Origin of the sequence: Acetobacterium malicum subsp. dehalogenans DSM 11527 (assembly GCF_000472665.1) — a bacterium.
Taxonomy (GTDB): domain Bacteria; phylum Bacillota; class Clostridia; order Eubacteriales; family Eubacteriaceae; genus Acetobacterium; species Acetobacterium malicum.
The window spans coordinates 59,360-85,037 of sequence record NZ_AXAC01000018.1 but is presented as its reverse complement, the minus strand read 5'-3'; the positions used below and the strand labels follow the sequence as shown (position 1 = coordinate 85,037).

Here is a 25,678-nt window from a genome sequence, read left to right as displayed (position 1 = left end):
GGCTACCATGCAAAAGAGTATTATCAGCGCCATGATGGCATATGTTTTATGGGGAATCCTCCCGATTTATTGGAAGGCACTGAAAGAAGTGTCGCCGCTTTACATCCTGGCTTCGCGCATTTTCTGGTCCTTCATCTTTTGTGTGATTTTTGTCACCATCATCAAAAAATGGCCGGAAATAAAAACCATCCTGTTAGACCAGAAACGATTTATTTATTGCATTCTCAGTGGGATTATGGTGTCACTCAACTGGTACACCTATATCTGGGCTGTCAATGCTAATTTTATTATTGATGCCAGTCTGGGATATTATATCAACCCACTGGTGGTGGTATTGTTCAGCGCCCTGTTCTTTGGGGAACGATTCAATAAATGGGAAAGCTTGTCAGTCTTGCTGGCTTTGGTCGGGGTCGTTTTTATTACTTTAAAAATCGGTAAATTTCCCGTGGTGGCGATTGTTCTGGCACTCACATTTGCCTTATATGGCGTCTTTAAAAAGAAACTGGATGCTAGTCCGATTGTTTCGCTGATTCTGGAAACCGCTGTGGTGGCACCATTTGCCTTTGTGGCGATTCTTTATATCGAAAGCCAGGGACAGGGTGTTATTGCTTTAGGTAATCCGATGGTGACAACATTGGCAGTTTTAGCCGGCGTGGTCACCGCCATTCCGTTATTGCTGTATGCTAAAGGGGTCCAGGAAATATCTTTTTCACTGCTGGGCTTCTTTCAATACATTACCCCGACGATCATGCTGTTCCTTGGCGTCTTTGTTTACGGCGAAGTCTTCTCAACGGTGGATCTGATTGGCTTCGGATTTATCTGGGTAGCATTAATCATCTTTACCATTTCGAAGATCCGTAATGGTGGCAAAGAAATTGTTGAACCGGATTTATAAAATTGACAAACGAAAATTATATGATTAACCCATTAATTTAAGAATTAGTGGGTTTTTCCATTTTAGGTTTGCACTGGGTTGAATTAAAGTCTAAAATAGAGGGTATAAAGATTAAAGAATCTTGGCACTAAAAATCAATCAGCGTAGCAATGACTCGTGCGACATGAGTATCCTTGGATAAACGCATCACTCGTGGCAGACCTGCAAACAGCTGATTAGCATATGACTGAGGAGATAACGTGAAAAATAATATTGGTTTTATCGGTTGTGGAAACATGGCAAAGGCTATGATTGGTGGTTTGGTGAAGGGGGAATTATTCCTTCCGGAAAATATTTTATGCTTTGATCCCTCGGACGTAGCCAGGGCTCAGGTTGGTGAAGAATATGGGGTTAATATTCAGGATTCCAATGTAGCCGTGGCGACCCAGGCCGACTATCTGGTTTTGGCAGTGAAACCTTTTTTATATGGCAAGGTGCTGGAGGAAATTGCCGGGTGTATCAAACCATCAGTGATTATTATTTCGATTGCGGTGGGTGTTGGTTTTGAAGACATTAAGGAATTTTTGGGCAGAGATGTTAAAGTCATCAGAACCCAGCCCAGTACCCCGGCATTTGTCGGAGAATCCGATTCGACCCTGTGTCCGGATGGACATATGACTCCAGAAGATATCCAGGATGTTATCACGATTTTTGAAAGCTTTGGAAAAGCCGAAATCATCAGTGAAAAGCTGATGGATGTGGTGCCGGGAATCGCCAGCTCAGCACCGGCATATACGATGCTGCTGATTGAGGCCATGGCCGATGGTGGGGTCCTTCATGGATTTCCCCGGGATCAGGCCTATCGCTTGTCAGCTCAGGCGGTTTATGGTGCCGCCAAACTGGTCCTCGAATCCGGCGAACATCCCGGGAAACTGAAAGATCAGATCTGTACCCCCGGGGGAACCACCATCGAAGCCGTCCGGGTTCTGGAAGCTAAAGGCTTTAGAGACGCTGTCATTTCAGCCGTTGACGCCTGTGCCAGAAAATCATTGGCAATGAGCAAGAAACAAGATTAATGTACAAATAGCATAAAACTAACCCTTTAGTTAGAGGTTGTCAATAAACTACCGTACCGACCAATTGTTAATCCGTTGTTCGCTGCGGAATCGGACAGGCTCTGCCGTGTCCGCTCCGATGCGTACAACATGATGTAACAATTGTCGGTACTGGGTTATCTTTTTTGACAGTCTGAACCCTTTAATAAAATCAAAGGTTGTTGTGAAGTTTGGTTAATCCATTAAGGAGATGATTTATCATGGATGAAGGATTAATTAAAAAAATACGAAGAAATATGAGTCTGGAAGAAATGGTCTCCCTTTGTTCGGGCCGAACCGACTGGGAAACCGTGAGTTATTCCAAATACGGCATCGAGCCGGTATTTATGGCTGACGGTCCCCATGGTATGCGGGTGATTGAAAATGAAGGCGCACTGGGGATCCCCCAGGGTAAACCGGCCACCTGTTTTCCACCGGCGGTACTCTCGGCCTGTTCCTGGGATGAAGGGCTGCTCGAATTTGTGGGCCGAACCATTGCGCTGGAGGCCCGGAGTCTGGGTGTCGATCTGATTTTAGGACCCGGCATCAATATCAAGCGATCACCCCTGTGCGGACGTAATTTTGAATATTTTTCAGAAGATCCGCTGTTGTCGGGTCGATTGGGAAAAAGTTTTATTCTTGGCGCTAAAGATCATGGCGTGGGAACGACAGTCAAACACTATCTGGCCAACAATCAGGAAACCCGGCGCATGACTGTGGACGAAAAGATTGATATCCGGGCGCTGCGGGAAATTTATTTAAAACCATTTGAGATCGCCATCAAAGAAGGAAAACCGATGGCGGTGATGTGTTCCTATAATAGCATCAATGGCAAGTTTGTCTCCCAGAGTAATTATTTTCTGACTCAACTGCTAAGGAACGAGTGGGGGTTTGACGGGATCGTCATGTCCGACTGGGGTGCTGTTTATGACCGGGTCCGAGGAGTTTTCGCCGGAATGGATTTGGAAATGCCTGGCAATGGCGGTGTCAATAATCAGAAAATATTTGACCGGATCAAAGAAGGAAAGCTGAAAGTCACCATTCTGAATGAAATGGTGGAAAGGCTGATTCGCTTTTCTTTTCAGGCCAGGGAAAACCGCCGAAACTACGTTACAGATCTGGAAATTGAACCAAAGGGGCATCATAAAATCGCCCAATTGGCGGCGGTTGAAAGTATGGTACTGCTTAAAAATGAAGAGTGTATTCTGCCCGTTGATCGGACCAAAATCAAGAAGCTGGCGATTATTGGAAGTATGGCTTTTGATCCCCGCTATCAGGGCAGCGGCAGTTCAAAAATAAATCCCTACCATATCGATTCACCCTATGAACGGATTAAAAAATTGGTGGGTGACGAAATTCAGCTGTTCCCTCATCAGGGCTATATCCATGATGAGGTGGTGGAGCAGATCCATCTGAGCGAACAGGCCGTTGAGGTCGCGAAAAACTCCGAAATGGCCTTACTATTTGTGGGCCTTCCGGACCACGATGAGTCGGAAGGTTATGACCGGACTCATTTGCATCTGCCTCAAAAACAGATTGCCCTGATTCGTAAGATTTGCAAGGCCCAACCTGAAACCGTGGTGATTGTTCAGAATGGCGGTGTCGTGGATATGAGCTGGGAAAACCAGCCCAAGGCCATCGTCGAGATGTTTTTAGGCGGTCAGGCGGGTGGCGATGCCATTGCCAAACTTTTATTTGGCGAAAATAATTTCTGCGGCAAGCTGGCGGAAACCATTCCAATGCGGTTGGAAGACACCCCGGCTTATATTAATTTCCCGGGAATCCATGATGAGGTAGTTTACGGCGAAAGTATTTTTGTCGGCTACCGCTATTACGACTTTACGAAGAAGAAGGTCCGCTTCCCTTTTGGATTTGGGCTTAGCTATACTCATTTTAACTATGAACTCATTGATGAACCAGCGTTAACAATCGACGCCGAAAAAAGGGTTACCGTTAAATGTCGTATTACCAATACTGGCGTAATGAACGGTAAAGAAATTGTTCAGCTATACACGGGAAAATCGGATACCGCCATTCTGCGGCCGCTGCGGGAACTGCGCGGGTTTAAAAAGGTCTTCATCCCGGCAGGGCGATCGGCTGAGGTCAGTTTTGAGCTGGGACTCAGTGATTTCAGCTATTACAATCCCACCACTAAATCCTGGGAACATGAATCAGGCAGTCACCAGATCTATATCGGGTCATCCAGTCGGGATTTACCGATTGTCTATCCGGTTCAGATTACCAAAGATCTGATCCATCCGATCAACCTGTTATCCTATCTCAGCGATTTTGAAAAAACCGAGCGGGGACAGACCATCTTAAAACTGCTGCTCTCGGGGTTTGAAGAGATCATGGGGGATGACCAGACCAGAGAAGATGACTTTTTTATGACGATGCTGGCCAACACCCCGTTGCGCAAACTGGTCGAGTTTTCCAATGGCATCTTCACCGAAGAGTGTATTGATAAGATTATTGAACTGGTCAATTCAGATCAGTCTCTGGAAGGAATTACCTTCGAAAAGCTGGTTAATTGTACTGAGAAGAAAAAGGGCTTTTTCAAAAGTCTTTTCGGCGGCAATGAAGAAGAATACTATTGCATCCAGTCCAAAGTCCGGGATCTGGTCGAAGATGAGGATGTCATGAAAATTCTCAGAAATTATTTTGGCGATGAAACCTTTGAAAGTGACTATCTGCAAATGGCCATCAAAATGGGGATCTGCTTTGATAAGGCTCAGAAATTACTGCCTGATGATTTTTTCTCCGACGAAAAGCTTAAGGATATCGATCGGGATCTCAAAGCACTGGCAAAGCAAAAAAAGAAATAAGATGATTAATGAGAAAGCGTACCGATTTGTTCTAAGCCATAATCGGTACCTTCTCTTTGTAAAGCTGTTGGACTTTTTTCAAATAACCAAGTTAAGTTTTATAATATAATAAGCTAGAAGGAAAGATAAAAGATGAATACACTCACCATTGATACATCCACCATTGTGGCATCGGTTGCCATATTAAATGAAGAAAAACTAGTCGGCGAAATGATTATCAATCATCAAAAAAAACACTCCGAAAAACTGATGATTGCCATCGATCATTTGCTCAGTGATGGGGGTCTTTCGATTCAGGATATTGATGTTTTCGGCATTGTTTCCGGTCCCGGTTCATTTACCGGGTTGCGGATTGGCATGGCGACCGTCAAAGGATTTGCTCAGGCCCTGAATAAGCCGGTGGTAGGAGTATCCACCCTGGAAAGTCTGGCTATGAATATTCCCTTTGCTGATGGTCTGATCTGTCCGGTTCTGGATGCCCAGCGTAACCAGACCTATACTGGCGTTTTTCATTTTGAAAACGGCCAACTGGTTCGAGATCTGGCTGATGCGGTAATGGAAATAGATGAACTCATTACTTTTTTACAAGGGCGAAATGAGACCATCTATTTTTTAGGCGATGGGTTGCCCCGCTTTTCGCAGGTCCTGCGAGAAGCGATCCCCACCGCACGGATTGTCCCCAATTATCTCAATATGAACCGGGCCTCGTCTGCCGGTGCCCTGGTCCTGGAGCGGGCCTTGAAGGGGGAGACCAGCCATTACCGGGAAGTGGAACCTTTTTACATCCGGCCTTCCTACGCCGAAGAGCATAAAAAATGAGGATCCATTATCGACTGATGGAGTCCCGGGATGTGCCCGGCGTTTTTAAGGTGGATCAGGCCTGCTTTTCACATAATTGGACCCAGGATTCCTATCTGGCGGAAACAAAAAACATCCTTTCCAATTATATTGTCGCCGAAGTGGATGGTGAAATTATTGGCTTCGGCGGCTTCTGGCAGGTGATTGATGAAGCTCACATTACCAATATCGCGGTCATGGCAGACTATCGCCAGACCGGGGTGGGACAAAATATTATGAATGCGATGCTGACCCAGGCGCTGGCGAAAGGCTGTGTGGCGATGACCCTGGAGGTCCGAGGGGATAATCAGCCGGCCATAAATTTTTATCTAAAAAACCAGTTTACCCGGGAAGGCCGACGCAAAGATTACTATGGCCCGGGAAAAGACGCAATCATCATGTGGAGGTATGGACTTGAATAAAACCATCAAAATAGTTGCAGTATTGTTGGGAATACTATTTCCGGTTATTATTTTTATCAGTGGCATTGAAGTGGCGGTGTTTGACAAAGCTTTTTACATGGATCAAATGTGGAAAAATCAGGTTACTGAAAACACTGGTATTTATCCCCCGGATATGGAGCTGGTGGTAGATGAAATTATCAGCTATCTCAAGGGCGACCGGCAGGATTTTGATATCAAAGCCCGTTTAGCTCGGGAAAATGCCAAAAACGTTGTCGACAGCGTTTCGATTTTCAATGACAAAGAAATCACCCATATGGATGATGTCAGAAACCTGCTGTTATTCTTTCTCGGTCTCCGGGACGCTGCTCTGATTCTGGCGCTGATAGCCTTTCTGATGCTTTTAAAATACGATCATCAGGCCATCATCAAGGCCTTGTTTTACGGATCAGCCACTTTTATGGTGGTATTGCTGATTGTTGGTGCGAGTTTTATTTTTAATTTTAATAACACCTTCATTCTATTCCACCAGCTGTTTTTTGCCAATGACTTATGGATCATGGACCCCTCCACCGACCGACTGATCTGGATTGTGCCCGAGCCCTTCTTTTTCGCCATGATCGGCCGGATGGTCATCTACATCCTGGTCCCCCTGGGACTCACCACCCTGGGATCGGGGCTCGTGTTATTAAAAAAAGTTAATATTATGGTGATAAATAAAAAGTAGATATCTCATAAGAAGTAGCACCGACAATTGTTACATCGTGTTGTGTGCCTCAAGGCGAACACGGCGATAGCCTGTACGAATTGTGCGCATACAACTGATTAACAATTGGTCGGTGCGGTAGTATGGAGATAAACTGAAGTACAAATAACGAGTAATTCTAATCGAGGTAAACATGAAAATTCTTAGTATTGAGACATCCTGTGACGAAACATCCGTGGCCATCGTGGAAGATGGCCGGAAAATATTGACCAACCGGATTTATTCCCAAATTGATATTCATCAGAAATATGGGGGCGTGGTACCAGAGATTGCCTCCCGCAACCATGTCACTAAACTGCCCTATATTATCGACGAAGCCCTGGCCGAAAACCAGCTTTCCCTGGCCGAGATGGATGCCATTGCCGTGACCAACGGTCCCGGTTTGGTGGGAGCGCTTCTGATTGGTCTCTCCACCGCCAAAGCAATAGCTTACAGTCTTGGCAAGCCGCTGATTGGCGTACACCATATTGAAGGCCATATCGCGGCTAATTTTTTGCAATTTCCGGAACTTGCGCCGCCCTTTTTGACATTGGTGGTATCCGGAGGCCACAGTCATCTGGTCCTGGTGGAAGATTACCAGACCTTCAAGGTGCTGGGACGAACCATCGATGATGCCGCAGGTGAAGCTTTCGACAAAATTTCCCGGGTTTTGGGGTTGGGTTATCCCGGTGGCCCGGCCATTGATGTCGCGGCCAAGAATGGCAACCCGGAGGCTATTGCTTTTCCCAGGGTGATGTTGGATAAAACCCGCTATGATTTCAGCTTCAGTGGTTTAAAGTCAGCAGTGCTGAATTACCTCAACGGCATGAAAATGAAAAACGAAGCGGTCAATCCCGATGATGTAGCCGCATCGTTTCAGTTGGCTGTCGTTGAGGTGCTGGTGAGTAAAACCATTGCCTGCGCTAACAGTATCGGCATGAAGACCATCTGTATGGCCGGCGGGGTGTCCTGTAATTCGCTACTGCGAACAATGATGGGACAGGCCGCTGCCGATGCGGGCATGACCCTGTACTATCCCGATCCCATTCTCTGTACCGACAACGCGGCTATGATCGGCTCAATGGCTTACTATAATTATATCAATGGCGAAGAGAGTGACCTGAGTCTCAACGGCATCCCGGGTCTAAAAATTGGCACTCGGCAGTAAAGGAGTCAGGAAATACTGCCTGACGATAAAAGGGTAAACACATTTATATAAAGAGAAATGTACCCTCTTTAAAAATTAAAACAATCTTAAAAAAAATTAAGATGAACGAAAAGGGAAAAAATACTTGCAATCAACCTGCAAATCATTTAAAATACTATTAGCACTCAAGATGAATGAGTGCTAATAAATGAAATAAAAGGTACAGTGTACCCAATATAATCAAATGGAGGAAAAAATGAGTTTAAGACCTTTAGGTGACAAAGTAGTAATTAAAGTTAAAGCTGAAGAAGTAAAAACTTTAGGTGGAATTGTTTTACCAGGATCTGCCCAGGAAAAACCACAGCAGGGTAAAGTCGTGGCAGTCGGAACTGGCGAAATTATTGATGGCAAAAAAGTGCCATTGGATGTTAAGGTAGATGATGAAGTAATCTATTCCAAATATTCCGGGAATGAAGTAAAAATTGGCGATGAAGAGTTTTTAATCATCCGTCAGGCTGATATTTTAGCAATCGTAGAATAATAAAATTTAAAAAAACAGGAGGAAAATAATATGGCTAAAGAGATTAAATTTCGTGAAGACGCCAGAGCAGGACTGATCACTGGTGTAGATAAATTAGCAAATACCGTTAAGGTGACATTAGGACCAAAAGGGAGAAATGTCATTCTCAGCAAATCATACGGTTCACCAACCATCACCAATGATGGGGTAACCATTGCCAAGGAAATTGAACTGGAAGATGCCTTTGAAAATATGGGTGCTCAATTGGTTAAAGAAGTCGCAACCAAAACAAATGACGTCGCTGGTGATGGAACAACCACCGCAACCTTATTGGCTCAGGCGATTGTCCGTGAAGGTAACCGCAACGTTGTTGCCGGTGCAAACCCAATGGTCCTGAAAAAAGGGATTGAAAAAGCAGTTGCGGCTGTTGTCGAAGAATTAAAAGCAAACAGCAAAAAAATCGAAAGCAAAGAAGCAATCGCCCAGGTTGCCTCTATTTCTGCCGCTGATGCCGAAATTGGAAAACTGATTTCCGAAGCCATGGACAAAGTCGGCGATGATGGTGTTATCACGGTTGAAGAAGGCAAAGGCATGGGTACTGAACTGGAATTTACCGAAGGGATGCAATTTGACCGTGGTTATTTATCGGCTTATATGGTCACTGACACCGAAAAAATGGTTGCTATCCTGGATAATCCCTATATTTTAATCACCGACAAAAAAATCTCCAACATCCAGGAAATTTTACCAGTCTTAGAACAAATTGTTCAAACTGGCAGCAAGCTGTTAATCATTGCTGAAGATGTTGAAGGCGAAGCCCTGGCAACTCTGGTTGTTAATAAATTACGGGGAACCTTTAACTGTGTCGCAGTAAAAGCTCCAGGCTTTGGCGATCGTCGTAAAGCAATGCTGGCTGATATTGCCGCATTAACCGGCGGAGAAGTTATCTCTGACGAACTAGGCTTAGAATTAAAAACCACAACCATCGAACAATTAGGCCGTGCCCGTCAGGTAAAAGTTGACAAAGAAGATACCATTATTGTTGAAGGCAGTGGAAACAAAGACGCAGTTGAAGAACGAATCCGTCAGATTAAAGCACAGATTCCAGAAACTTCTTCTGAATATGATAAAGAAAAATTACAGGAACGTTTGGCTAAGTTATCAGGCGGCGTAGCTGTTATCCAGGTTGGTGCAGCCACCGAAACTGAACTGAAAGAAATCAAATACCGGATCGAAGATGCTTTAAATGCGACTCGAGCAGCGGTTGAAGAAGGCGTTGTATCGGGTGGTGGTACAGCCTACATCAATGCGATTCCAAAGGTTGACGCGTTAATTGAAACCCTGGAAGGCGACGAAAAAACCGGCGCTTACATTATCCGTCGGGCAATTGAAGAACCAATGCGACAAATTGCCGAAAATGCTGGCCTTGAAGGTTCAGTTATCGTTTCACAAATGGCTGGTAAAGCGATTGGCGTAGGTTATGATGCGGCAAAAGGCGAATTTGTTGATATGTTTAAAGCGGGAATCATTGACCCAACCAAGGTAACCCGTTCGGCAATTCAAAACGCTGCCAGCGTTTCAGCAATGTTCTTAACGACTGAAGTAGCGGTTGCTGATCTTCCTAGCGAAGATGCCGGTATGGGCGGAATGCCAGGTGGCATGGGCGGAATGCCAATGATGTAAGCCTCAGGCTGCATGAGTTGGATAAACGCAGATAATTAAATCTAAGCAATCAAAAAGGCAGTCTCTTGCGAGGCTGCCTTTTGTTTTGGGTTTTTAGAAGCGTTTAGTTAACATCGTAGGGGATGCCAGCGAATAGGACTTCCATTTCGGGCTGTTCCAATTCCGCCAGCTTAACAATCAGACCATTTAACAACGTGATCATGGCCTGGGCATCAGGGGATTCATCATCGGTTGGTTTGGCAGCATAAAGGGCAATCAGCATGGTATTGCGGGTAGTCCCTTTGACGTCTTTAAACAGGGTATTTAACACTCTTTTTTCATTCGTAGTCAGTTCCATTTGTTCCTCCAAATAGTTATTGAAAATTTATTTAACAAAACCTTTTTAAATTAAGTTATTCGTTAAAGCGACTCGGTTTCCAGGGCCATCAAAGCGAGCTCCCAGGAATCGGTGAGTTCGGATAATTGCTGTTTGAGATCCTCATAGGAAAGATTGATTTCTGAGGCCAGGGTGAGGTTATCGTAGAAATCTGGAGCGCACATGGTCAATTCAATGGCTTCGATTTCTTGTTCTATCACCAGAATGGCTTCTTCAATTTCTTTAACCTGTTTTTTTAAGAGCCGAACGCGGGCTTCCTCTTCTTTTTGCTTCTTACGATCCGTTTTCTGTTGCGTTTTGGTTATAATCGTTTTATTTTCTTCAGTCAGAACAGCTTCCCGTTCGGAGGCATCGGCTTTGTGTTTTAAATAGTCGTCGTAGTTACCCAGATGGATTTCCATTCCATCAGCTGAAAACTGGTAGATCTGGGTTGAAATCCGGTTTAAAAAATACCGGTCATGGGAGATAAACAGCAGGGTGCCCTCATATTGGCTCAAAGCATTTTCGAGGATTTCTTTGGTATCCATGTCGATATGGTTGGTCGGTTCATCCATCAGCAGGAAGTTAGATTGAGAAATCATCAGCCGTGCCAGCAATAACCGGGCCTTTTCACCGCCAGACAGGGTGTTGATCGGTTTGAAGACCTCGTCGCCGACAAATAAAAAGGCCGCCAGAATATTTCTAAGTTCGCCTTCAGTCAGTTTTGAATCGACATCCCACAGGGCTTCCAGCAGATTTTCATTGTAGAATTTCTTCAGTGCCTGATGTTCCTGATCGAAATAGCCGATATGGACCTTCTGGCCAAGCCGGATTTCGCCGGCATCGGCGGCCAACTTGTTCAGCAAAATGCGAAAGAGGGTAGTTTTGCCGGCGCCATTGGGACCAATGATGCCGATTTTGTCACCCCGATGAATTTCAAAGTTCATATTTTGAAAAAGCAGACGATCGCCAAAGGATTTTTTGATCCCGGTTACTGCCAAAACGTCATTGCCACTTTTAACCCGGGGGATAAAGCTGAAATGGCTGTTATGAGCAGTTTCGACCTTGTCAAGCAACTCAATCTTACTGAGGGCTTTTTCCCGGCTGGAAGCCCGTTTGGAGCTTTTAATGGAGTTATAGGCCCGGAACCGGTCGATGACTTCCTGCTGGTGTTTGATTTCTTTCAGCTGCTGCTGATATTGATGGTTCTGTTCCATCATATCCTGGCGTTTTTTAATGGCATATTGGGTATAATTGCCATGATATTCTTTGACATGCTGCTGCGTTACCTCGATGATTGAAGTACAGACCTTGTCGATGAAATAGCGGTCATGAGATACGATGATAAAGGTGCCGGGGTAATTTTTCAGATATTGTTCCAGCCATTGAAGGGCATCGATATCGAGGTAGTTGGTGGGCTCATCCAATAAGAGCAGTTCCGGCTCCTGAAGCAGGATTTGGCCCAGGGTAGCCCGGGTTTTTTCACCGCCGCTGAGCATCGAGAAGGCTTTGTCCTGATCTTCGGGTTTAAAACCGAGCCCGTTGATGACGCCGCGGATCCGGCTGGGATATTCGTAACCATGTTGTTCAGCAAAGCTTTCCTGCAGTTCGCCAAACTCCAGCATCAATTTTTCCTGTTCAGCGCCGGAAGAGTGAACAATGGCATCACCGATCACCTTCATCCGCTGGTCCATTTCAATCAGCGGCTTAAAAACATCCGTGAGCATCTCAATTAAAGTGGTGTTCTCAGCGATATTCGACTCCTGAGATAAATAGCTGATGGTTAGCCCGTTTTTTTTGCTGATTCGTCCGGTGTCAGGAACCAGTTCACCGGTAATCAGTTTGAGCAGGGTTGATTTACCGGTTCCATTCCGTCCGACGAGACCAATTTGTTTTTTTTCATTGATAGATAGGTTCAGTTCATTGAAAATTTCATGAATGCCGTAACTAAAATGCAAATTTTCTATATTGATTAACATTATATCACCTGTTTTCGTTTTTGTTCAGTTATTTGAGTTCACTTTTACTATTCTATCAAAAAAAACTGCAAATTAAAATGAATAATTTGACGTAATTGGTACATATTGATATAATTAATTGATTATCCGAAAGAAAGGAGAAGTTATCATGCATCGCTTCTCAAAAAAAGTATCTATGACCGTTGTTAAACGGTTGCCAAAGTATTACCAATATTTAAGTGATTTACAGCTTAATGATATCGAAAAAATATCATCCCGGGAATTAGCAAGTTTAATGGGACTGACAGCTTCTCAAATTCGACAGGATTTAAATTCTTTCGGGGGTTATGGTCAACAGGGTTATGGCTATAATGTCGGGGAATTAAAGGAGGCTATCAAAGAGATTCTTGGTCTTGATAGCGAATATAATTGCATTATTATCGGTGGCGGTAATATGGGTCATGCCATTGCAAACTATGAACGTTTTAAGCGGGAAGGCGTTATTCTAAAAGGTGTATTCGATGTTGATCCATTAACGGTTGGTACTGTCATTGGTAGTGTAGTTGTAAAACATATGGACGAGCTTGATGAATTTATCAAGGCGAATGAAATCGATATTGCCATTTTATGTGTACCCCGGGAGGTGGGACAGAAGGTGGCAACCCAGGTAACTGAATTGGGTGTGAAAGGCATACTTAATTTCAGTCCATTGGACTTAGACGTACCCAGTGATGTTGTGGTCGAAAATGTGAACATCACAGACAGCTTGTTCACCTTAACCTACCTGTTGGGGGAATAAGAGATTAATTGTAAAATGCTGTAAAATAGGGAAGAGTTTGATTTATATCAGACTCTTTATATTTTGGCGAAAAAATACTGCTATTTAAGTAGGATTTAACGAAAAAACAAAAAAGAAACACGTTTGGCGTGTTTCTTTTGTTTTATAACAAGTTATTTCAACATGATTTTCGTAGTTTTTGACTTACTTTCCGCTGGAACTCTTGAAATTGATAAAATCCAGGACTTCTTGCTTATAGCTTTCCGGGAAAGAGAAGTAAGAAGAGAAGGAATCCACTTCTTCGTTGGAAAAAACGTAAGATTTTAAAAATTCTTCACAGGTCATCGGTTTGGGGTTGCTTGGTAAAAGTTTTGGCTGATCGGTTCTGCATAATAAATAGTCAACAGAAACTTCGAAAAAATCTGCGATCTTTATCAGTAATTGGTTTTCCGGTAAATTCTTATCTTTTTCGTATTTGGAGATGGAGCTTTTGTTGAGATAGAAAAGATTGGCAAAATTTTCCTGAGTTAATCGTTTCGAAATCCGCAACGCCTTTAATCGACTACCAAAAGTATTATTTTCCATTTTTTCACCTTCTTTCAGTTTAGAATTGTTGGCATAAATGCACTGCCTATTGATTAATTATAACATGTCTTTAACATTTGTCAAGATTTGCGGTTGAATTTAAGGAATAAATCTTAAAGGGATAAAGCATCAAAAGGGCGCTCTTGCTTCTCTTAGTAGCCGCAGACATTCACCGTATTTGACCTTTTCTGGGGCCGGTTCATTGGCTGGAAATGGGGATTCAAGTGATTGAGTGGTTACGGCGGTCTTGGTTATAGTGTCAAATAAAGCATTAAATTCTGTGCCTGTTGAGGAATCAGTTGATTTACGTTTTGATTTTCCGTCTTCGGTTATAATTTCATCATAATTCAGGGAGACCAGCGTTGTCCCATTAAATGAGGCTTGAAGGAATCCCTGATAACCATCGTGATCAGCAGCGCTGGTGATTGAATAAGTATCGAAGGTATCAATTTTTATTGGTTCATGATCACCTTTTTCAGCCAGATCTAGAATTGCCGCGGACAAATCAACAAATCGCTCAGATGTTTGGGTCGCCCCAGAGATCGCGTCTATTTCATCAGGATTCTGGGACAGCAGCAGTTCATTATAGAGTCGCAGATAGAGGGTGCCTAAATTTGCCACAGCCAGATTAGTCCAGGTTTTATCAGAGCCCTCGACAGTCAGGCGATCAGCTTTATTTTTGTCGATTTCTTTTAAGTTTACCCGAGTAATTATTCCGTTTTTAATTAAAATGTTCAATTGTTGAGCATAGCCCCTAGTATCATAATATTTTGTAGACGCAGAATACTGGCCGTCCATTAGGGATTCTGAATTTTCGGTAGGTAAAATTGAACCGGTTGCGGGATCGTTGATCAGTTCCTTTTCCGCACAACCGGTTAATAAAAGTGGTATCAATGCTGCGATCAGGAAAAAAATTATCAGCCGCAGGCCAGTGTGATAGTTGAATTTATTTTTTAGCATTTTTATCACCAATGTTTCGTTGCTATCTTAAATCCTAATAGGCGGAGGCATTCATCAGCGGCGGTACAATCTGTTTTTTTCGCGAAAAAACACCATTCATGTATTTACTGAATTCTCCCGGCTGGAAACCAAAAGCCAGCTGGGCAAGGTTTTTGGCATCCCCGGCGATAATCAACTCGGTTCCGCCTAAAATAATGTCAGTAACCATTAAAATGGCCAGGTCGAGACTCTCTTCTTCACATAAGTTGTTCATTTCCTGTAGAACACCATCCAGCTTGTCAAAAATACCCCGGAAATCTCCAGTATTAATTTGCGACACCCCGATTTTATAGGCCCCCATGGTAAATAGCTTCCGATCGGTGGAAATGATTTCGGAGGGGTGCATTTCTTTTAAATTACTGCCGGCAACCAGCATTTTCTCACCGTAACTCTTTACATCGATATTAAGAATCTTACCCAATTCCCGGGCAATGCTCCGGTCATCTTTGGTGCAGGTGGGCGAATTAAAAAGTAGTGTATCCGAGATGATCGCACTGAGCATCAATCCGGCCATATCTCTGGGAATGACGATTTTATGCTCGTGGTACATTTTAGCTACAATCGTTGCCGTACAGCCAACCGGTTCAATACGGAGGTACAGCGGTGTGGCGGTTTGGATTTCGGCCACCCGATGATGGTCGATGACTTCGATGATCTCGGCTTCTTCCACCCCGATAATCGACTGATTGCGTTCATTGTGGTCGACCAGAATTACTTTTTTTCGGCTGAAGTCGATCAGGTTGCTGCGCGAAATAGTTGAAATGACTTTACCGTCAACATTTACCACCGGGAATCGCTCGTGATCAGAGGTCAGCATATTTTTTTTAACATCATCAATGGTTTCATAGGTCATGAAATATTCCAGATGATTTTTCTGGTAGTATTTTTTGATCGGAATCCCCTGGCAAAGCAGCCGGATGACTTCAAAGGGACCAAAGGCCACAATCAGGACCGCACCCTGGTAGTCATCGGGGATTTGAAAGACGATGTCCGACGATGCATTGGAAACAATGATGATCCCGGCACCGGTGGCAAAAGCCCGGTTCATGTAGATGTCTTGCTGAACAGTAACCAGAATATCCTGACTGCTTAAGGTCTGGCCCGCTGTGATTTCGGTGATGGTATAAACATCTCCCTGGACCAGTTCGGACTTGATTGATCCGTAAACCTGGGCTTCCAGCAATTCAATGATATTATCAAGGGGGGTTTCGCTGTTCCGGAGCAGCGATTTTGAGAAAGCATCAGTGTAGGCCGGGATAATGTCCGACAGTGAAACCATGCCGATGAGTTTTTCGTCATCACTGATCACTGGCAGGGAGCGGCCGGGGTGATCAATAATCTGCCCCATCGTTTTAGAGACCGAGTCATTTTCACAGGCCATCGAAAAATCGGTGAGAACCAGATCCGAAACCTGGGGTTTGACGTCCTTGATCAGTTCGGGTAAGTCGATTTGAAAGGTATCCAGAACAAACTGGGTTTCTTTATTGATGGGGCCCAATCGGGCCGGAAAGACCTGGGTATGGCCCAGAGCCTGTTTTAATTGGGCGTAGGCAATGGCGGAACAAATGGAATCAGTATCTGGATTCCGGTGTCCAAAAACATATATTTTCTGGGTCATCGCTGGACCTCCTTTTTATTCAGATGGTGAATGAGTAGTTAAGAACCGCAGCACATCTGCGTAGACAAGATCCCGTTTATCTTCATTGAGTATTTCATGGCGCATCAGTGGATAAAGAATCAGATCAACATCCAAGATCCCGACTTTCTTTAGCTGTTCGGTAATCTGGGTCACTTCTTTGCCCATACCGCCGACGGGGTCATCCCGGCCGGCTAAAAAAAGCATCGGGAAGTCGTGGGGGATCTTTTTTAGATTGGCATCTTTGGTGGTGTAGTCAAGACCATAGAATAAGTCCCGGTAAAATCCGGCGCTACAGGTAAAACCACACAGGGTATCCTGTATATAGGCATCCACATTGGTTTTACTCATGGAGATCCAATCATACTCGGTTCGGTTGGGTTTGAATTTTTTATTATAGCTGCCAAAGGAAAGATTGGACAGTAGTTTAGATGGCGTTTTTTCGCCCTTCTTACGGATCTCCCGGCGGGCAATGAGGCTGGCGGCTTTGCGCATAAAATTGCTGATGCCGACAGTGGTGCCAATAATAACCGCCCCTTGGAAGAGTTCGGAGTAGTCGATGACCGCAGTTCGGGTTACCACCGAACCCATGCTGTGTCCGATAATAAACAGCGGTAGATTGGGGTAGGTATCTTTGAGCATCCCCGAGATTTCTTTGACATCGGAGACAACCCGGGCCCAACCATTGCCACTGGCAAAAAAGCCCGGATCACCGGAGTCTTTGCCGGTTTGGCCATGGCCTCGCTGATCGTGGATCACAGCCAGGTAGTGATGTTGATATAGAAAATCCATAAATTCAAGATAGCGTCGGGCATGCTCAGCCATGCCATGAACGATCAGCACAACACCCTTTGGTTCGGCCGGGCAGGGGGTTTCGTAATAAGTCAGCTTCGCCTCATCGGATGCGTAAAAACCATTGGTAGTTAAATCAATCATTTGCGATCCCTTCTTTCAAGTTGTCTTTTAATCTATTTTCTCATTATAACAAAATATCTTAAAAAAAACAGGGTTCCCGGTACTAAAAAAAAGATAATCAGTGTATAATTAAAATAAAAATCGTTGGATAAGGGGTATTGAAAATGAAATTAACGGTACTTGGCAATAATCGATCGGTTAAGCCTATTTAAATGAAGCGACCGTTATTATGGGGATTTGTCACCCTTTGTCTGGGGATTGTCGCGGTTTATTACCGCTTTCCAGTTTGGGCGCTGCTGGGCTTTGTTGCTTTGCTAATCGGGATGCCGTTTTTTTTGAGGGGAATCAAAATAACCCAGACAGTATTTGTCCTGGGACTGTTCGGGTTAGGCGCGTTTTTAGGCTACGGGGTCTTCTCGGATACGGATGTGCTGGAAAATCTTTATCAAAAAGACGTTTCTCTGATTGGCGTGGTAACTGATTATCCGATCCGTACCGAAAATCGGTTAACCATCAATCTGACGGCTAAAGAGTTGGTGGCTACCACTGATGAGAACAATCGTCACGAGGGAGTGACAGGGATCAGGGCGACCATCTATTATCCGGCTGATGAGGATACAACGGCGGAACAGGAAGTGTCAAAGAACGATGAAAAGCAGCAATTGGACCTGGCCCCCGGTGACGTGCTATTATTACAGGGCCAGTTGTCCCAACCGGCCGGCAAAAGAAATCCCGGCGGCTTTGATTATCAGCTGTATCTCAAATCCCTGTCAATTGATGGCTTGCTGACGATCGAACCGGAAAACATTGAAAAAATCGGTCAGGAGACGACATTATATTACCAGATATTAGGTATAAAAAGAGCCTTGGAGAATCAATCTGATGCCAGCTTTTCTGCGGATGTATCAGATTTGCTCAAAGGGGTCGTATTTGGTGAAAAAAATATTAATGAGGATCTGGCAAAGCGCTTTCAGGATGCCGGTGTCACCCATGTTTTATCGGTGTCTGGACTTCATGTCGGCTACGTGTTCCTGGTACTGTCGTTTCTGTTAATGGCCATAAAAATCAACAAGCGCTACTGGGTACTTTTTCTGGCCCCGGCTTTGTTGTTTTACGTCGCTATCACCGGGTTTGCTGCGCCGGTAATCCGGGCCTCGATCATGCTTTTGTGCCTGACCTGGGGACAGGGCCTACATCGGGAGCGGGATGCCTTGAATCAGCTGTGTCTGGCCGGATTGGTAATCTTAGGAATCTGGCCGGCCCAGCTTTTTCAGGCCGGTTTCCAACTATCGATGGGCGCGGTGCTGGGGATTATCCTGTTTTATGGTCCGCTGCTGTATGCTTATGAAAAACGCCGTAATAAAAAGCGGGTACATCATAAAAGTAAACCGGGACCGATGGTTCAGGGGCTGGTTCTGACTTTTTGCGCCACGGTGGGTACTCTGCCGATTTTGCTTTACCATTTTAATAGCTTTACACTGATGAGTTTCTTTTCCAATTTGCTGGTGGTTCCGTTGATCGGTGTGTTTTTGCTGGCGGGGATAGGATTTCTGGGGATTGTTTCCATCGTTCCTTTTTTAGCCCCGATTTTGTCAGTACCGGTGACGTTTTTGGGGGAATCGATCATTGTGGTGCTGGACGGAATCAATGACCTGGGTGCGGCCGCAAATATCCTGGGAATCAACCGGGGCGGATTATCGCTGGCTGAAACGGGGCTATTTTTACTGCTGGTCTTTCTGATTTCAGGCTATTTTTATCTCCGCCAGCCCTATGTTCGAAACACCGTGATGAGTTTAGCGCTGGGGCTGCTGCTGGTTGTGTTGGCAACACCGTTGATTCCCAGAAACCTGGTGGTAACGGTGCTGGATGTTGGTCAGGGCGACAGCATTCTGATTGAGACCCCGGGCGGGCTTACTTATCTGGTCGATGGGGGCGGTTATCTGTTCGAACGATCGAACCGGGTTTCCGATCAGGTGCTGTATCCGGCCCTACATTCCAAAAATATCCATGAGTTGGATGCCATCTTTTTAACCCATAATCATGTCGATCATAGCCAGGGGGTTGAAGAACTGATCTTTGACGGCTATCCGGTCAAGAATCTGTTTATGAGTGTCCAGACAAATAATGAAAAGCTTCTCAATCAGCAGCTGGTCCCGGTGTCCTTATTAAAAAAGGGCTCGGTGATTGAAGGGAGTGACGGCGTGACCATTACAGTGTATAATCCAGATGGACGGATAATTGCTAAAGAGGATGAACAACAGAACAATGCTTCGCTGGTGATGACGATTTCCTATCGCAATATCAATTTGCTGTTATGCGGGGATATTGAAGCCGAGGTCGAAAAACAGCTGGCCGCAGAAATGCAAGTCCTTAGTGCTGCGCGGGATTTCCAGATTATCAAAATCCCGCATCATGGCAGCAAAACCTCGTCCACTCAGGAATTTATTCAGGCTATTGATCCAGAAACAGCGGTGATTTCGGTGGGCGCTAATAATTCTTTTAACCATCCCAGCGACGAGGTGATGGATCGCCTCGACGAGGAAGCAATCACCGCATTGCGAACCGACCAGAAGGGGGCTGTGGAAATTATCAGCAACGGCGAATATATCGATATCAAAAACTATGTAAATTAAATTTTAGAAGACTAAACAATAATAACAATCAATAATAATACCTAACCTAAATTAATGGAGAAACGTTGTGAATTATAAAGAACTCAGTAAAAGTGTGAAAAATCAGCAGATCAGCCCGGTTTATTTATTCACCGGCCCGGAACAGTACATCGGTCATATGATGGAAAAAACGCTAGTCGGCACAGAATTGGCCAAGGGTCTGGAGCCCTTGAATCTGACCACTTATAGCGATAAAAATCTGGATATTTCAGAACTGCTGGCCACCTGTGAAACCCTGCCAATGATGAGCAATAAGCGGATGGTCATTGTTCGGGAAGAAGCGCAACTCGATAAGATTAGTGATAAAAAGGATTTGGATCGGATTACTGCCTATCTGGAGAAACCCTGTCCGTCGACGTTGTTGATTATCTATTGGGAACAGCCGGACAAACGCAAAAAACTGTACAAAAGTCTGACCAAAGCTGGTTCCCTGGTGGTGTTTGAAAAACTCGATGCCAGTGATCTGCAGGCCTGGATCATCCGTCGGGTCAAAAATGCCGGGAAAAAAATAAACCGTGCCGAATTAGAGCTTTTTATCCAGCGGTCGATGTATTTAATGAATGAGAAAAAAACCATGGAGATGGTTGATAATGAACTCAACAGCCTGATTGATTACACCGGCGACCGCAATGAGATTAGTAAAGAAGATATCTTGCTGATCTTGCCCCAGTCCATTGAGGAAGGGATCTTCAAGCTCATCGACTATGCCATCAGCGGTCAAAAAGATCAGGCCCTGCTGATGCTTAACCATTTTTATCTGGAAGGAGAATCCCCCTTTGGGGTTTTCAGTCTGCTGCTGCGGCAAATCCGGATGCTTCTGATGGTCAAGATATATACTGCCCGGGGCTTGCCAGCCAAAACAGTGGCGACAGAAATGAAGCTGGCCCCTTTTATTGTCAATAAGATATTAAAAAATGGGAAGAGCTATCCCATCGACAATTTGTGGAAGATCATGGTCATCGGCGCAGATCTGGATGCCCAGATGAAACTGGGGGAAATTGATCAGAATTTTGCCTTGGAATTATTTTTGATGAAGATTGGTTAAATCCCGAACGCTTCATACCGATGCGTTAGATTATCAAACTAACCTAGTACCGACAATTGTTACATCATGTTGTACGAGTCGGGGCGAACAGGTTGATAAACCTGTCCGATCCTGCGCGCAGGCAACGAGCCAATCACAAGCTGGTTTGTAGTTGGCGACTGCCCGCGACCAATGCGAAAGGAGCACAGCGGATTTCGCATGGCGCAGCGAACAACAGATTAACAATTGGTCGGTACGGTAGTATATTGACAACGTTTCGCACCGGTACGAAGAGGGGAACTCGTTGCTTTCACGCAAAAAAAGATGTACCTGAGTAAGTACATCTTTGGATAGACCCTAGAGACACGGGTTTTGGGAATATATAAATGAGGTAATTAAGCAGTCATCTTGTTCATGATTCTAGCCAAAGTACTTTTTTTACGTGCTGCTGTGTTTTTATGTAAAACACCTTTTGTAACAGCCATATCAATTTTCTTTGTTGCTAAACGAAAAGCTTCCTGCGCTGCTTCTACGTTACCTTCAGTAACTGCAAGATCAAATTTCTTTACAGAAGTCTTAAGATTAGTTTTTACCATCTTATTTCGCAGACGACTGATTTCATTTGTTTTAGCTCGTTTCATAGCCGATTTAATGTTAGCCATGGGTTCACCCCCCTCATTTATTTATAACATAGCAATTCTAACACATTTAAAGAATATTATCAAGAAAAAACGTGACAAAAAAAATATTTCTTGATAGAATATTGATCTAGGTATAAAAACAAGGGATTTACAGAACATTTCAACCATTGATATAGATTTGAAAGTAGAGGACTAAAAATTGACAAATAAACAATTACATACACGAAATTTTTCCATCATTGCCCATATTGATCATGGTAAGTCAACTTTGGCGGATCGACTGATTGAAGATACCGGGATGATGAGCAAACGGGATATGGAAGCACAGTTTTTGGATAATATGGATATCGAACGGGAGCGGGGCATTACCATCAAGCTTCAGGCCGTCCGCTTGCTGTATACCGCCGATGATGGTGAAGAGTACATTTTAAACCTGATTGATACCCCGGGCCATGTGGATTTCACCTATGAGGTGTCCCGCAGTCTGGCCGCCTGTGAAGGGGCATTATTGATTGTCGACGGCTCCCAGGGAATTGAAGCCCAGACGATCGCCAATGTTTATCTGGCGCTGGAGAATAATCTGGAAGTGATTCCGGTCATTAACAAGATTGATCTGTTGAGTGCCGATCCCCAGCGGGTGAAGGATGAGATAGAGCATGTTATTGGCATTGAAGCCCAGGATGCGCCGCTGATTTCAGCCAAGGCCGGTCTCAACATCCGGGAAGTGCTGGAAGCGATTGTCAAAAAAGTACCCTCACCAACCGGCGATGTCGATGCACCGCTACAGGCCCTGATTTTTGATTCCTATTACGATCAGTATCTGGGGGTTATTGCCTCAGTTCGGGTTATTCAGGGAAAAATCCGTAAAGGCATGAAAATTGACATGATGGCCGTTGGAAAAACCTTTGACGTTAACGAAGTTGGCGTTTTTGGCAGCGGTTTGATTCCCATTGACGAACTCTGCGCAGGTGACGTTGGTTATGTCAACGCCGGGATAAAAAACGTTCGGGATACCCGGGTCGGGGATACCATTACCGAAACCCTAAATCCGGCCAAAGAACCCTTGCCGGGTTACAAAAAAGTGACCTCCATGGTTTTCTGTGGGATTTATCCAGCCGATGGCTCCCGCTATGAAGATTTGAAAGAAGCCCTGGCCAAACTGCAGTTAAACGATGCCTCCCTGCTTTATGAAGCCGAAACTTCAATGGCCCTTGGTTTTGGTTTCCGTTGTGGATTCCTGGGACTGCTCCATATGGAGATCATTCAGGAACGGCTGGAGCGGGAATTCAATCTGGATCTGGTTACCACGGCCCCCAGTGTTATTTACAAGGTTGTCAAAACCGATGGCACCGAATTGTGGGTGGATAATCCTTCTAATCTGCCCAACCCGGTCGAAATTAAAACCATGGAAGAACCGATTGTCAATGCCGACATCATGGTGCCGTCCGAATATCTGGGTGCGATAATGGAATTGTGTCAGGAACGTCGGGGCGTTTATCTGACCATGGATTATGTTGAAGAAAACCGGGTCATCCTGAAATATGAATTGCCCCTGAATGAGATTATCTATGATTTCTTTGATGCCCTTAAATCCCGGACCCGGGGTTATGCCTCCTTTGACTATGACATCAAAGAATATCGGCCTTCAGATCTGGTTAAACTGGATATTCTGTTGAATGGGGAACTGGTCGATGCCCTTTCCTTTATTGTTCACCGGGATAAGGCGGCAAACCGGGGACGGCTGATCGCCAAAAAATTAAAGGAAGAAATTCCTCGGCAAATGTTTGAAATCCCGGTTCAGGCCGCCATTGGCACCAAGGTGGTCGCCCGCGAAACGATCCGAGCGATGCGTAAAGATGTTTTGGCCAAATGTTATGGTGGGGATATCAGCCGTAAACGAAAACTGTTGGAAAAACAGAAAGAGGGCAAGAAGCGGATGCGTCAGGTTGGTAACGTTGAAGTACCACAAGAAGCATTTATGGCGGTTCTTAAACTGGATTCCTAATCAAATCAAAAAGCTGTATCGGATGAACTGCTTATCCAATACAGCTTTTTTACGTTATTAATGGGAAGAAAGATCCGTATAAAATTCAAAGGCTTCGGTGCCGGTGAACTTTTCGTGTACAACCTTGCGGATGCTCTGGATCATCGCCGCCGGGTTGTCGGCCTGGAAGACGTTACGGCCCATATCAACTCCGGCGGCGCCTTTTTGAAGGGCCTGATAGGTGATTTCCAGGGCTTCCTGTTCGGGAACCTTTTTACCGCCGGCGATGACAATCGGGACTGGACAGGCCGCGGTGACTTCTTCAAAGTTATCACAGTAATAGACTTTGACAATCTGGACCCCAAATTCAGCCAGCATCCGGGTAGCCAGGGAAAAATACTTGGTGGTTCGTTCCATCTCTTTACCTACGGCCACCACGCCCAGAGTGGGGATGCCGTAGCGGTTGCCGGCATCCACGGTTTTGATAATATTTTCAATGCTCTGGCATTCGTTTTCAGATCCGATAAAGGCCTGAATCGCCATACAGGTGGCATTCATCCGGATCGCGTCTTCAACATTGACGCCGATGATTTCTTTGCTCATATCTTCTTTTAAGACCGAACTCCCGGCCGAACAACGCAGCGCAATGGCCTTGCCGTGATCGGGCCGGATACAGGTTCGCAGTGCCCCCCGAGTGGCCATCAGGACATCGGCATAGTCCTGGAGCGGTGGGATGGCCAGATCCATCCGCTCCAATCCCTGGGTCGGCCCCATGATATAACCGTGATCAAAAGCCAGCATCACAGTATGACCGCTGTGGGGATCAAATATTTTTGACAGCCGGGTTTTCATCCCCCAATCCACATCGTCCATCCCTTTGACATGAAAATTCCGTTTTTCCATAGGCTGGTCAAAGCCGAAGTCTTTGGCTTTTTTGATTGAATCCTGATCAGCCATAACTAGCGACTCAAATAGGGGGTTTTGGCTGGGGCTTCCCAATAGGCCAGATTCTCAGGATTCATTCGGGCAAAGAAAAGCTGGAAACCGGCCTGTTCCTGCACCGTTAAAACTTCTTCAACCCAACTGGCGACAATGTTAATACCTTTTTCACTGAGATATTTGTGAACCCGACGGAAGACCAGCAACATTTCCATGATCGTGGTGGCACCGGTGCCGTTGACGATGACCATTACCTCTTCACCAGCTTTCAGATCCAGATCCTTGACCAAGGCCTCAGCCATGATTACTGCGGTTTCGTCGGCGCTGGCCATTTTTTGGCGTCCGCCGCCGCCTTCGCCATGCTGGCCCATACCAACTTCCATTTCATCTTCACCGAGATCGGCAAAGGATGCGCCATTTTGGGGATGGGTGGCGGTTTTACAGGCCACGGCAATGGTAGCCATATTGTCGGCGAAATTCTGGGCAATGGCGGCCACTTCGGCCAAAGATTTGCCCTGAGCGGCTGCGGCGCCACAGATCTTATACAGAGGCACACAGCCTACCAGGCCCCGCCGGTTGGCCGCATCGGAGCGGGGCGCATTGGCGATATCTTCCTGGGTGACCACCTTGATGACGTTTAAGCCCAATTTTTCGACTTCTTTCATGGTCCGGTCACCAGCCAGCATATCGCCAGCATGGTTCAGCACCACAAAAAGCACGCCCTTGCCCTTATCGGCCAGCTTCAGAGCTTCCACCACCGCCTTGTAACCGGGGGCTGCAAAAATATCTCCAACAACCGAAATGTCGATCATCCCTTCGCCGACAAAGCCTTCCAGGGCGGGTTCATGACCAGCCCCGCCGATGGTGACAATGGTAACTCGATCGGCAGTTGCCAGACCCTTGTTAATGATCAGATTGTGGTCAGTCACCTCAAGAATTTTGGGGTTTGCCAGAGCCAGACCTTCTAATAATTCCGCGGTAATGTTATCCGGATTGTTAATAAACTTTTTCATCGTCATTGTATTTTCCCCTTTATAAATTTATTATTAAAAGTATAAATCGAATA

22 protein-coding genes are annotated in these 25,678 nt (G+C 45.1%); 13 read left to right on the top strand and 9 right to left on the bottom strand.

Annotated features, from left to right (window positions below; genetic code table 11):
* Positions 1-7 precede the first annotated feature (7 nt).
* The 9 genes from rarD to groL all read left to right on the top strand — a co-directional run bounded on the left by rarD (position 8) and on the right by groL (position 10,126).
* Positions 8-895: an EamA family transporter RarD gene (gene rarD / locus A3KS_RS0108785; RefSeq protein WP_026394619.1), complete on the top strand. Its 888-nt coding sequence runs from the start codon at positions 8-10 to the stop codon at positions 893-895.
* Between the two features lie 239 nt (positions 896-1,134).
* Positions 1,135-1,950 (top strand): pyrroline-5-carboxylate reductase, encoded by an 816-nt coding sequence (gene proC, locus A3KS_RS0108780; RefSeq protein ID WP_026394618.1) that lies wholly within the window; start codon positions 1,135-1,137, stop codon positions 1,948-1,950.
* Between the two features lie 239 nt (positions 1,951-2,189).
* Positions 2,190-4,793 (top strand): glycoside hydrolase family 3 C-terminal domain-containing protein, encoded by a 2,604-nt coding sequence (locus A3KS_RS0108775; RefSeq protein ID WP_026394617.1) that lies wholly within the window; start codon positions 2,190-2,192, stop codon positions 4,791-4,793.
* Positions 4,794-4,925: 132 nt separating this feature from the next.
* The gene (gene tsaB, locus A3KS_RS0108770) at positions 4,926-5,612 is read left to right on the top strand and encodes a tRNA (adenosine(37)-N6)-threonylcarbamoyltransferase complex dimerization subunit type 1 TsaB (RefSeq protein ID WP_026394616.1); all 687 of its coding nucleotides are present in this window, start codon (positions 4,926-4,928) and stop codon (positions 5,610-5,612) included.
* The gene (rimI, locus tag A3KS_RS0108765; protein WP_026394615.1) at positions 5,609-6,052 is read left to right on the top strand and encodes a ribosomal protein S18-alanine N-acetyltransferase; all 444 of its coding nucleotides are present in this window, start codon (positions 5,609-5,611) and stop codon (positions 6,050-6,052) included. Before tsaB ends, rimI begins: the two co-directional genes overlap by 4 nt.
* Positions 6,045-6,758 carry a TIGR01906 family membrane protein gene (locus A3KS_RS0108760; RefSeq protein ID WP_026394614.1) on the top strand — a complete coding sequence of 238 codons (714 nt, stop codon included), beginning with the start codon at positions 6,045-6,047 and terminating at the stop codon, positions 6,756-6,758. Before rimI ends, A3KS_RS0108760 begins: the two co-directional genes overlap by 8 nt.
* A gap of 172 nt (positions 6,759-6,930) precedes the next feature.
* Positions 6,931-7,944 carry a tRNA (adenosine(37)-N6)-threonylcarbamoyltransferase complex transferase subunit TsaD gene (gene tsaD, locus A3KS_RS0108755; RefSeq protein WP_026394613.1) on the top strand — a complete coding sequence of 338 codons (1,014 nt, stop codon included), beginning with the start codon at positions 6,931-6,933 and terminating at the stop codon, positions 7,942-7,944.
* Positions 7,945-8,179: 235 nt separating this feature from the next.
* A complete protein-coding gene (gene groES, locus A3KS_RS0108750; RefSeq protein WP_026394612.1) occupies positions 8,180-8,464 on the top strand; it encodes a co-chaperone GroES in 285 nt (94 codons plus the stop codon).
* A gap of 30 nt (positions 8,465-8,494) precedes the next feature.
* Positions 8,495-10,126 carry a chaperonin GroEL gene (gene groL, locus A3KS_RS0108745; protein ID WP_026394611.1) on the top strand — a complete coding sequence of 544 codons (1,632 nt, stop codon included), beginning with the start codon at positions 8,495-8,497 and terminating at the stop codon, positions 10,124-10,126.
* A 103-nt stretch (positions 10,127-10,229) separates the two neighbouring features.
* Here the strand turns inward: groL and A3KS_RS0108740 are convergent, their stop codons facing one another.
* A complete protein-coding gene (locus tag A3KS_RS0108740; RefSeq protein WP_026394610.1) occupies positions 10,230-10,463 on the bottom strand; it encodes a hypothetical protein in 234 nt (77 codons plus the stop codon).
* Positions 10,464-10,525: 62 nt separating this feature from the next.
* The gene (locus A3KS_RS20620; RefSeq protein ID WP_035355759.1) at positions 10,526-12,460 is read right to left on the bottom strand and encodes an ABC-F family ATP-binding cassette domain-containing protein; all 1,935 of its coding nucleotides are present in this window, start codon (positions 12,458-12,460) and stop codon (positions 10,526-10,528) included.
* A 148-nt stretch (positions 12,461-12,608) separates the two neighbouring features.
* Between A3KS_RS20620 and A3KS_RS0108730 the strand changes: the two genes are divergently transcribed.
* Positions 12,609-13,238, top strand: coding sequence for a redox-sensing transcriptional repressor Rex (locus A3KS_RS0108730; protein WP_026394609.1), 630 nt, complete (start codon positions 12,609-12,611; stop codon positions 13,236-13,238).
* A gap of 183 nt (positions 13,239-13,421) precedes the next feature.
* Here the strand turns inward: A3KS_RS0108730 and A3KS_RS0108725 are convergent, their stop codons facing one another.
* The 4 genes from A3KS_RS0108725 to A3KS_RS0108710 all read right to left on the bottom strand — a co-directional run bounded on the left by A3KS_RS0108725 (position 13,422) and on the right by A3KS_RS0108710 (position 17,373).
* Positions 13,422-13,802: a helix-turn-helix domain-containing protein gene (locus A3KS_RS0108725; RefSeq protein WP_026394608.1), complete on the bottom strand. Its 381-nt coding sequence runs from the start codon at positions 13,800-13,802 to the stop codon at positions 13,422-13,424.
* 129 nt (positions 13,803-13,931) lie between these two features.
* On the bottom strand, positions 13,932-14,762 hold the full coding sequence (locus A3KS_RS0108720) for an FMN-binding protein (RefSeq protein ID WP_026394607.1): 831 nt from the start codon (positions 14,760-14,762) through the stop codon (positions 13,932-13,934).
* Between the two features lie 34 nt (positions 14,763-14,796).
* The gene (locus tag A3KS_RS0108715; protein ID WP_026394606.1) at positions 14,797-16,419 is read right to left on the bottom strand and encodes a putative manganese-dependent inorganic diphosphatase; all 1,623 of its coding nucleotides are present in this window, start codon (positions 16,417-16,419) and stop codon (positions 14,797-14,799) included.
* A 15-nt stretch (positions 16,420-16,434) separates the two neighbouring features.
* Positions 16,435-17,373 carry an alpha/beta hydrolase gene (locus A3KS_RS0108710; RefSeq protein WP_051355760.1) on the bottom strand — a complete coding sequence of 313 codons (939 nt, stop codon included), beginning with the start codon at positions 17,371-17,373 and terminating at the stop codon, positions 16,435-16,437.
* A 191-nt stretch (positions 17,374-17,564) separates the two neighbouring features.
* Here A3KS_RS0108710 and A3KS_RS0108705 point away from each other — a divergent pair, with 191 nt between their 5' ends.
* Both A3KS_RS0108705 and holA read left to right on the top strand, forming a co-directional pair.
* Positions 17,565-19,985: a DNA internalization-related competence protein ComEC/Rec2 gene (locus A3KS_RS0108705; protein ID WP_026394604.1), complete on the top strand. Its 2,421-nt coding sequence runs from the start codon at positions 17,565-17,567 to the stop codon at positions 19,983-19,985.
* A 67-nt stretch (positions 19,986-20,052) separates the two neighbouring features.
* Positions 20,053-21,069, top strand: coding sequence for a DNA polymerase III subunit delta (gene holA / locus A3KS_RS0108700; RefSeq protein ID WP_026394603.1), 1,017 nt, complete (start codon positions 20,053-20,055; stop codon positions 21,067-21,069).
* 374 nt (positions 21,070-21,443) lie between these two features.
* Here the strand turns inward: holA and rpsT are convergent, their stop codons facing one another.
* The gene (rpsT, locus tag A3KS_RS0108695; RefSeq protein WP_026394602.1) at positions 21,444-21,710 is read right to left on the bottom strand and encodes a 30S ribosomal protein S20; all 267 of its coding nucleotides are present in this window, start codon (positions 21,708-21,710) and stop codon (positions 21,444-21,446) included.
* Positions 21,711-21,888: 178 nt separating this feature from the next.
* Here rpsT and lepA point away from each other — a divergent pair, with 178 nt between their 5' ends.
* Positions 21,889-23,694 carry a translation elongation factor 4 gene (lepA, locus tag A3KS_RS0108690; RefSeq protein WP_026394601.1) on the top strand — a complete coding sequence of 602 codons (1,806 nt, stop codon included), beginning with the start codon at positions 21,889-21,891 and terminating at the stop codon, positions 23,692-23,694.
* A gap of 57 nt (positions 23,695-23,751) precedes the next feature.
* On the opposite strand, the gene lsrF is transcribed toward lepA, so the two are convergent.
* Positions 23,752-24,630 carry a 3-hydroxy-5-phosphonooxypentane-2,4-dione thiolase gene (gene lsrF, locus A3KS_RS0108685; RefSeq protein WP_026394600.1) on the bottom strand — a complete coding sequence of 293 codons (879 nt, stop codon included), beginning with the start codon at positions 24,628-24,630 and terminating at the stop codon, positions 23,752-23,754.
* A gap of 2 nt (positions 24,631-24,632) precedes the next feature.
* On the bottom strand, positions 24,633-25,631 hold the full coding sequence (locus tag A3KS_RS0108680; RefSeq protein WP_026394599.1) for a dihydroxyacetone kinase subunit DhaK: 999 nt from the start codon (positions 25,629-25,631) through the stop codon (positions 24,633-24,635).
* Positions 25,632-25,678 lie beyond the last annotated feature (47 nt).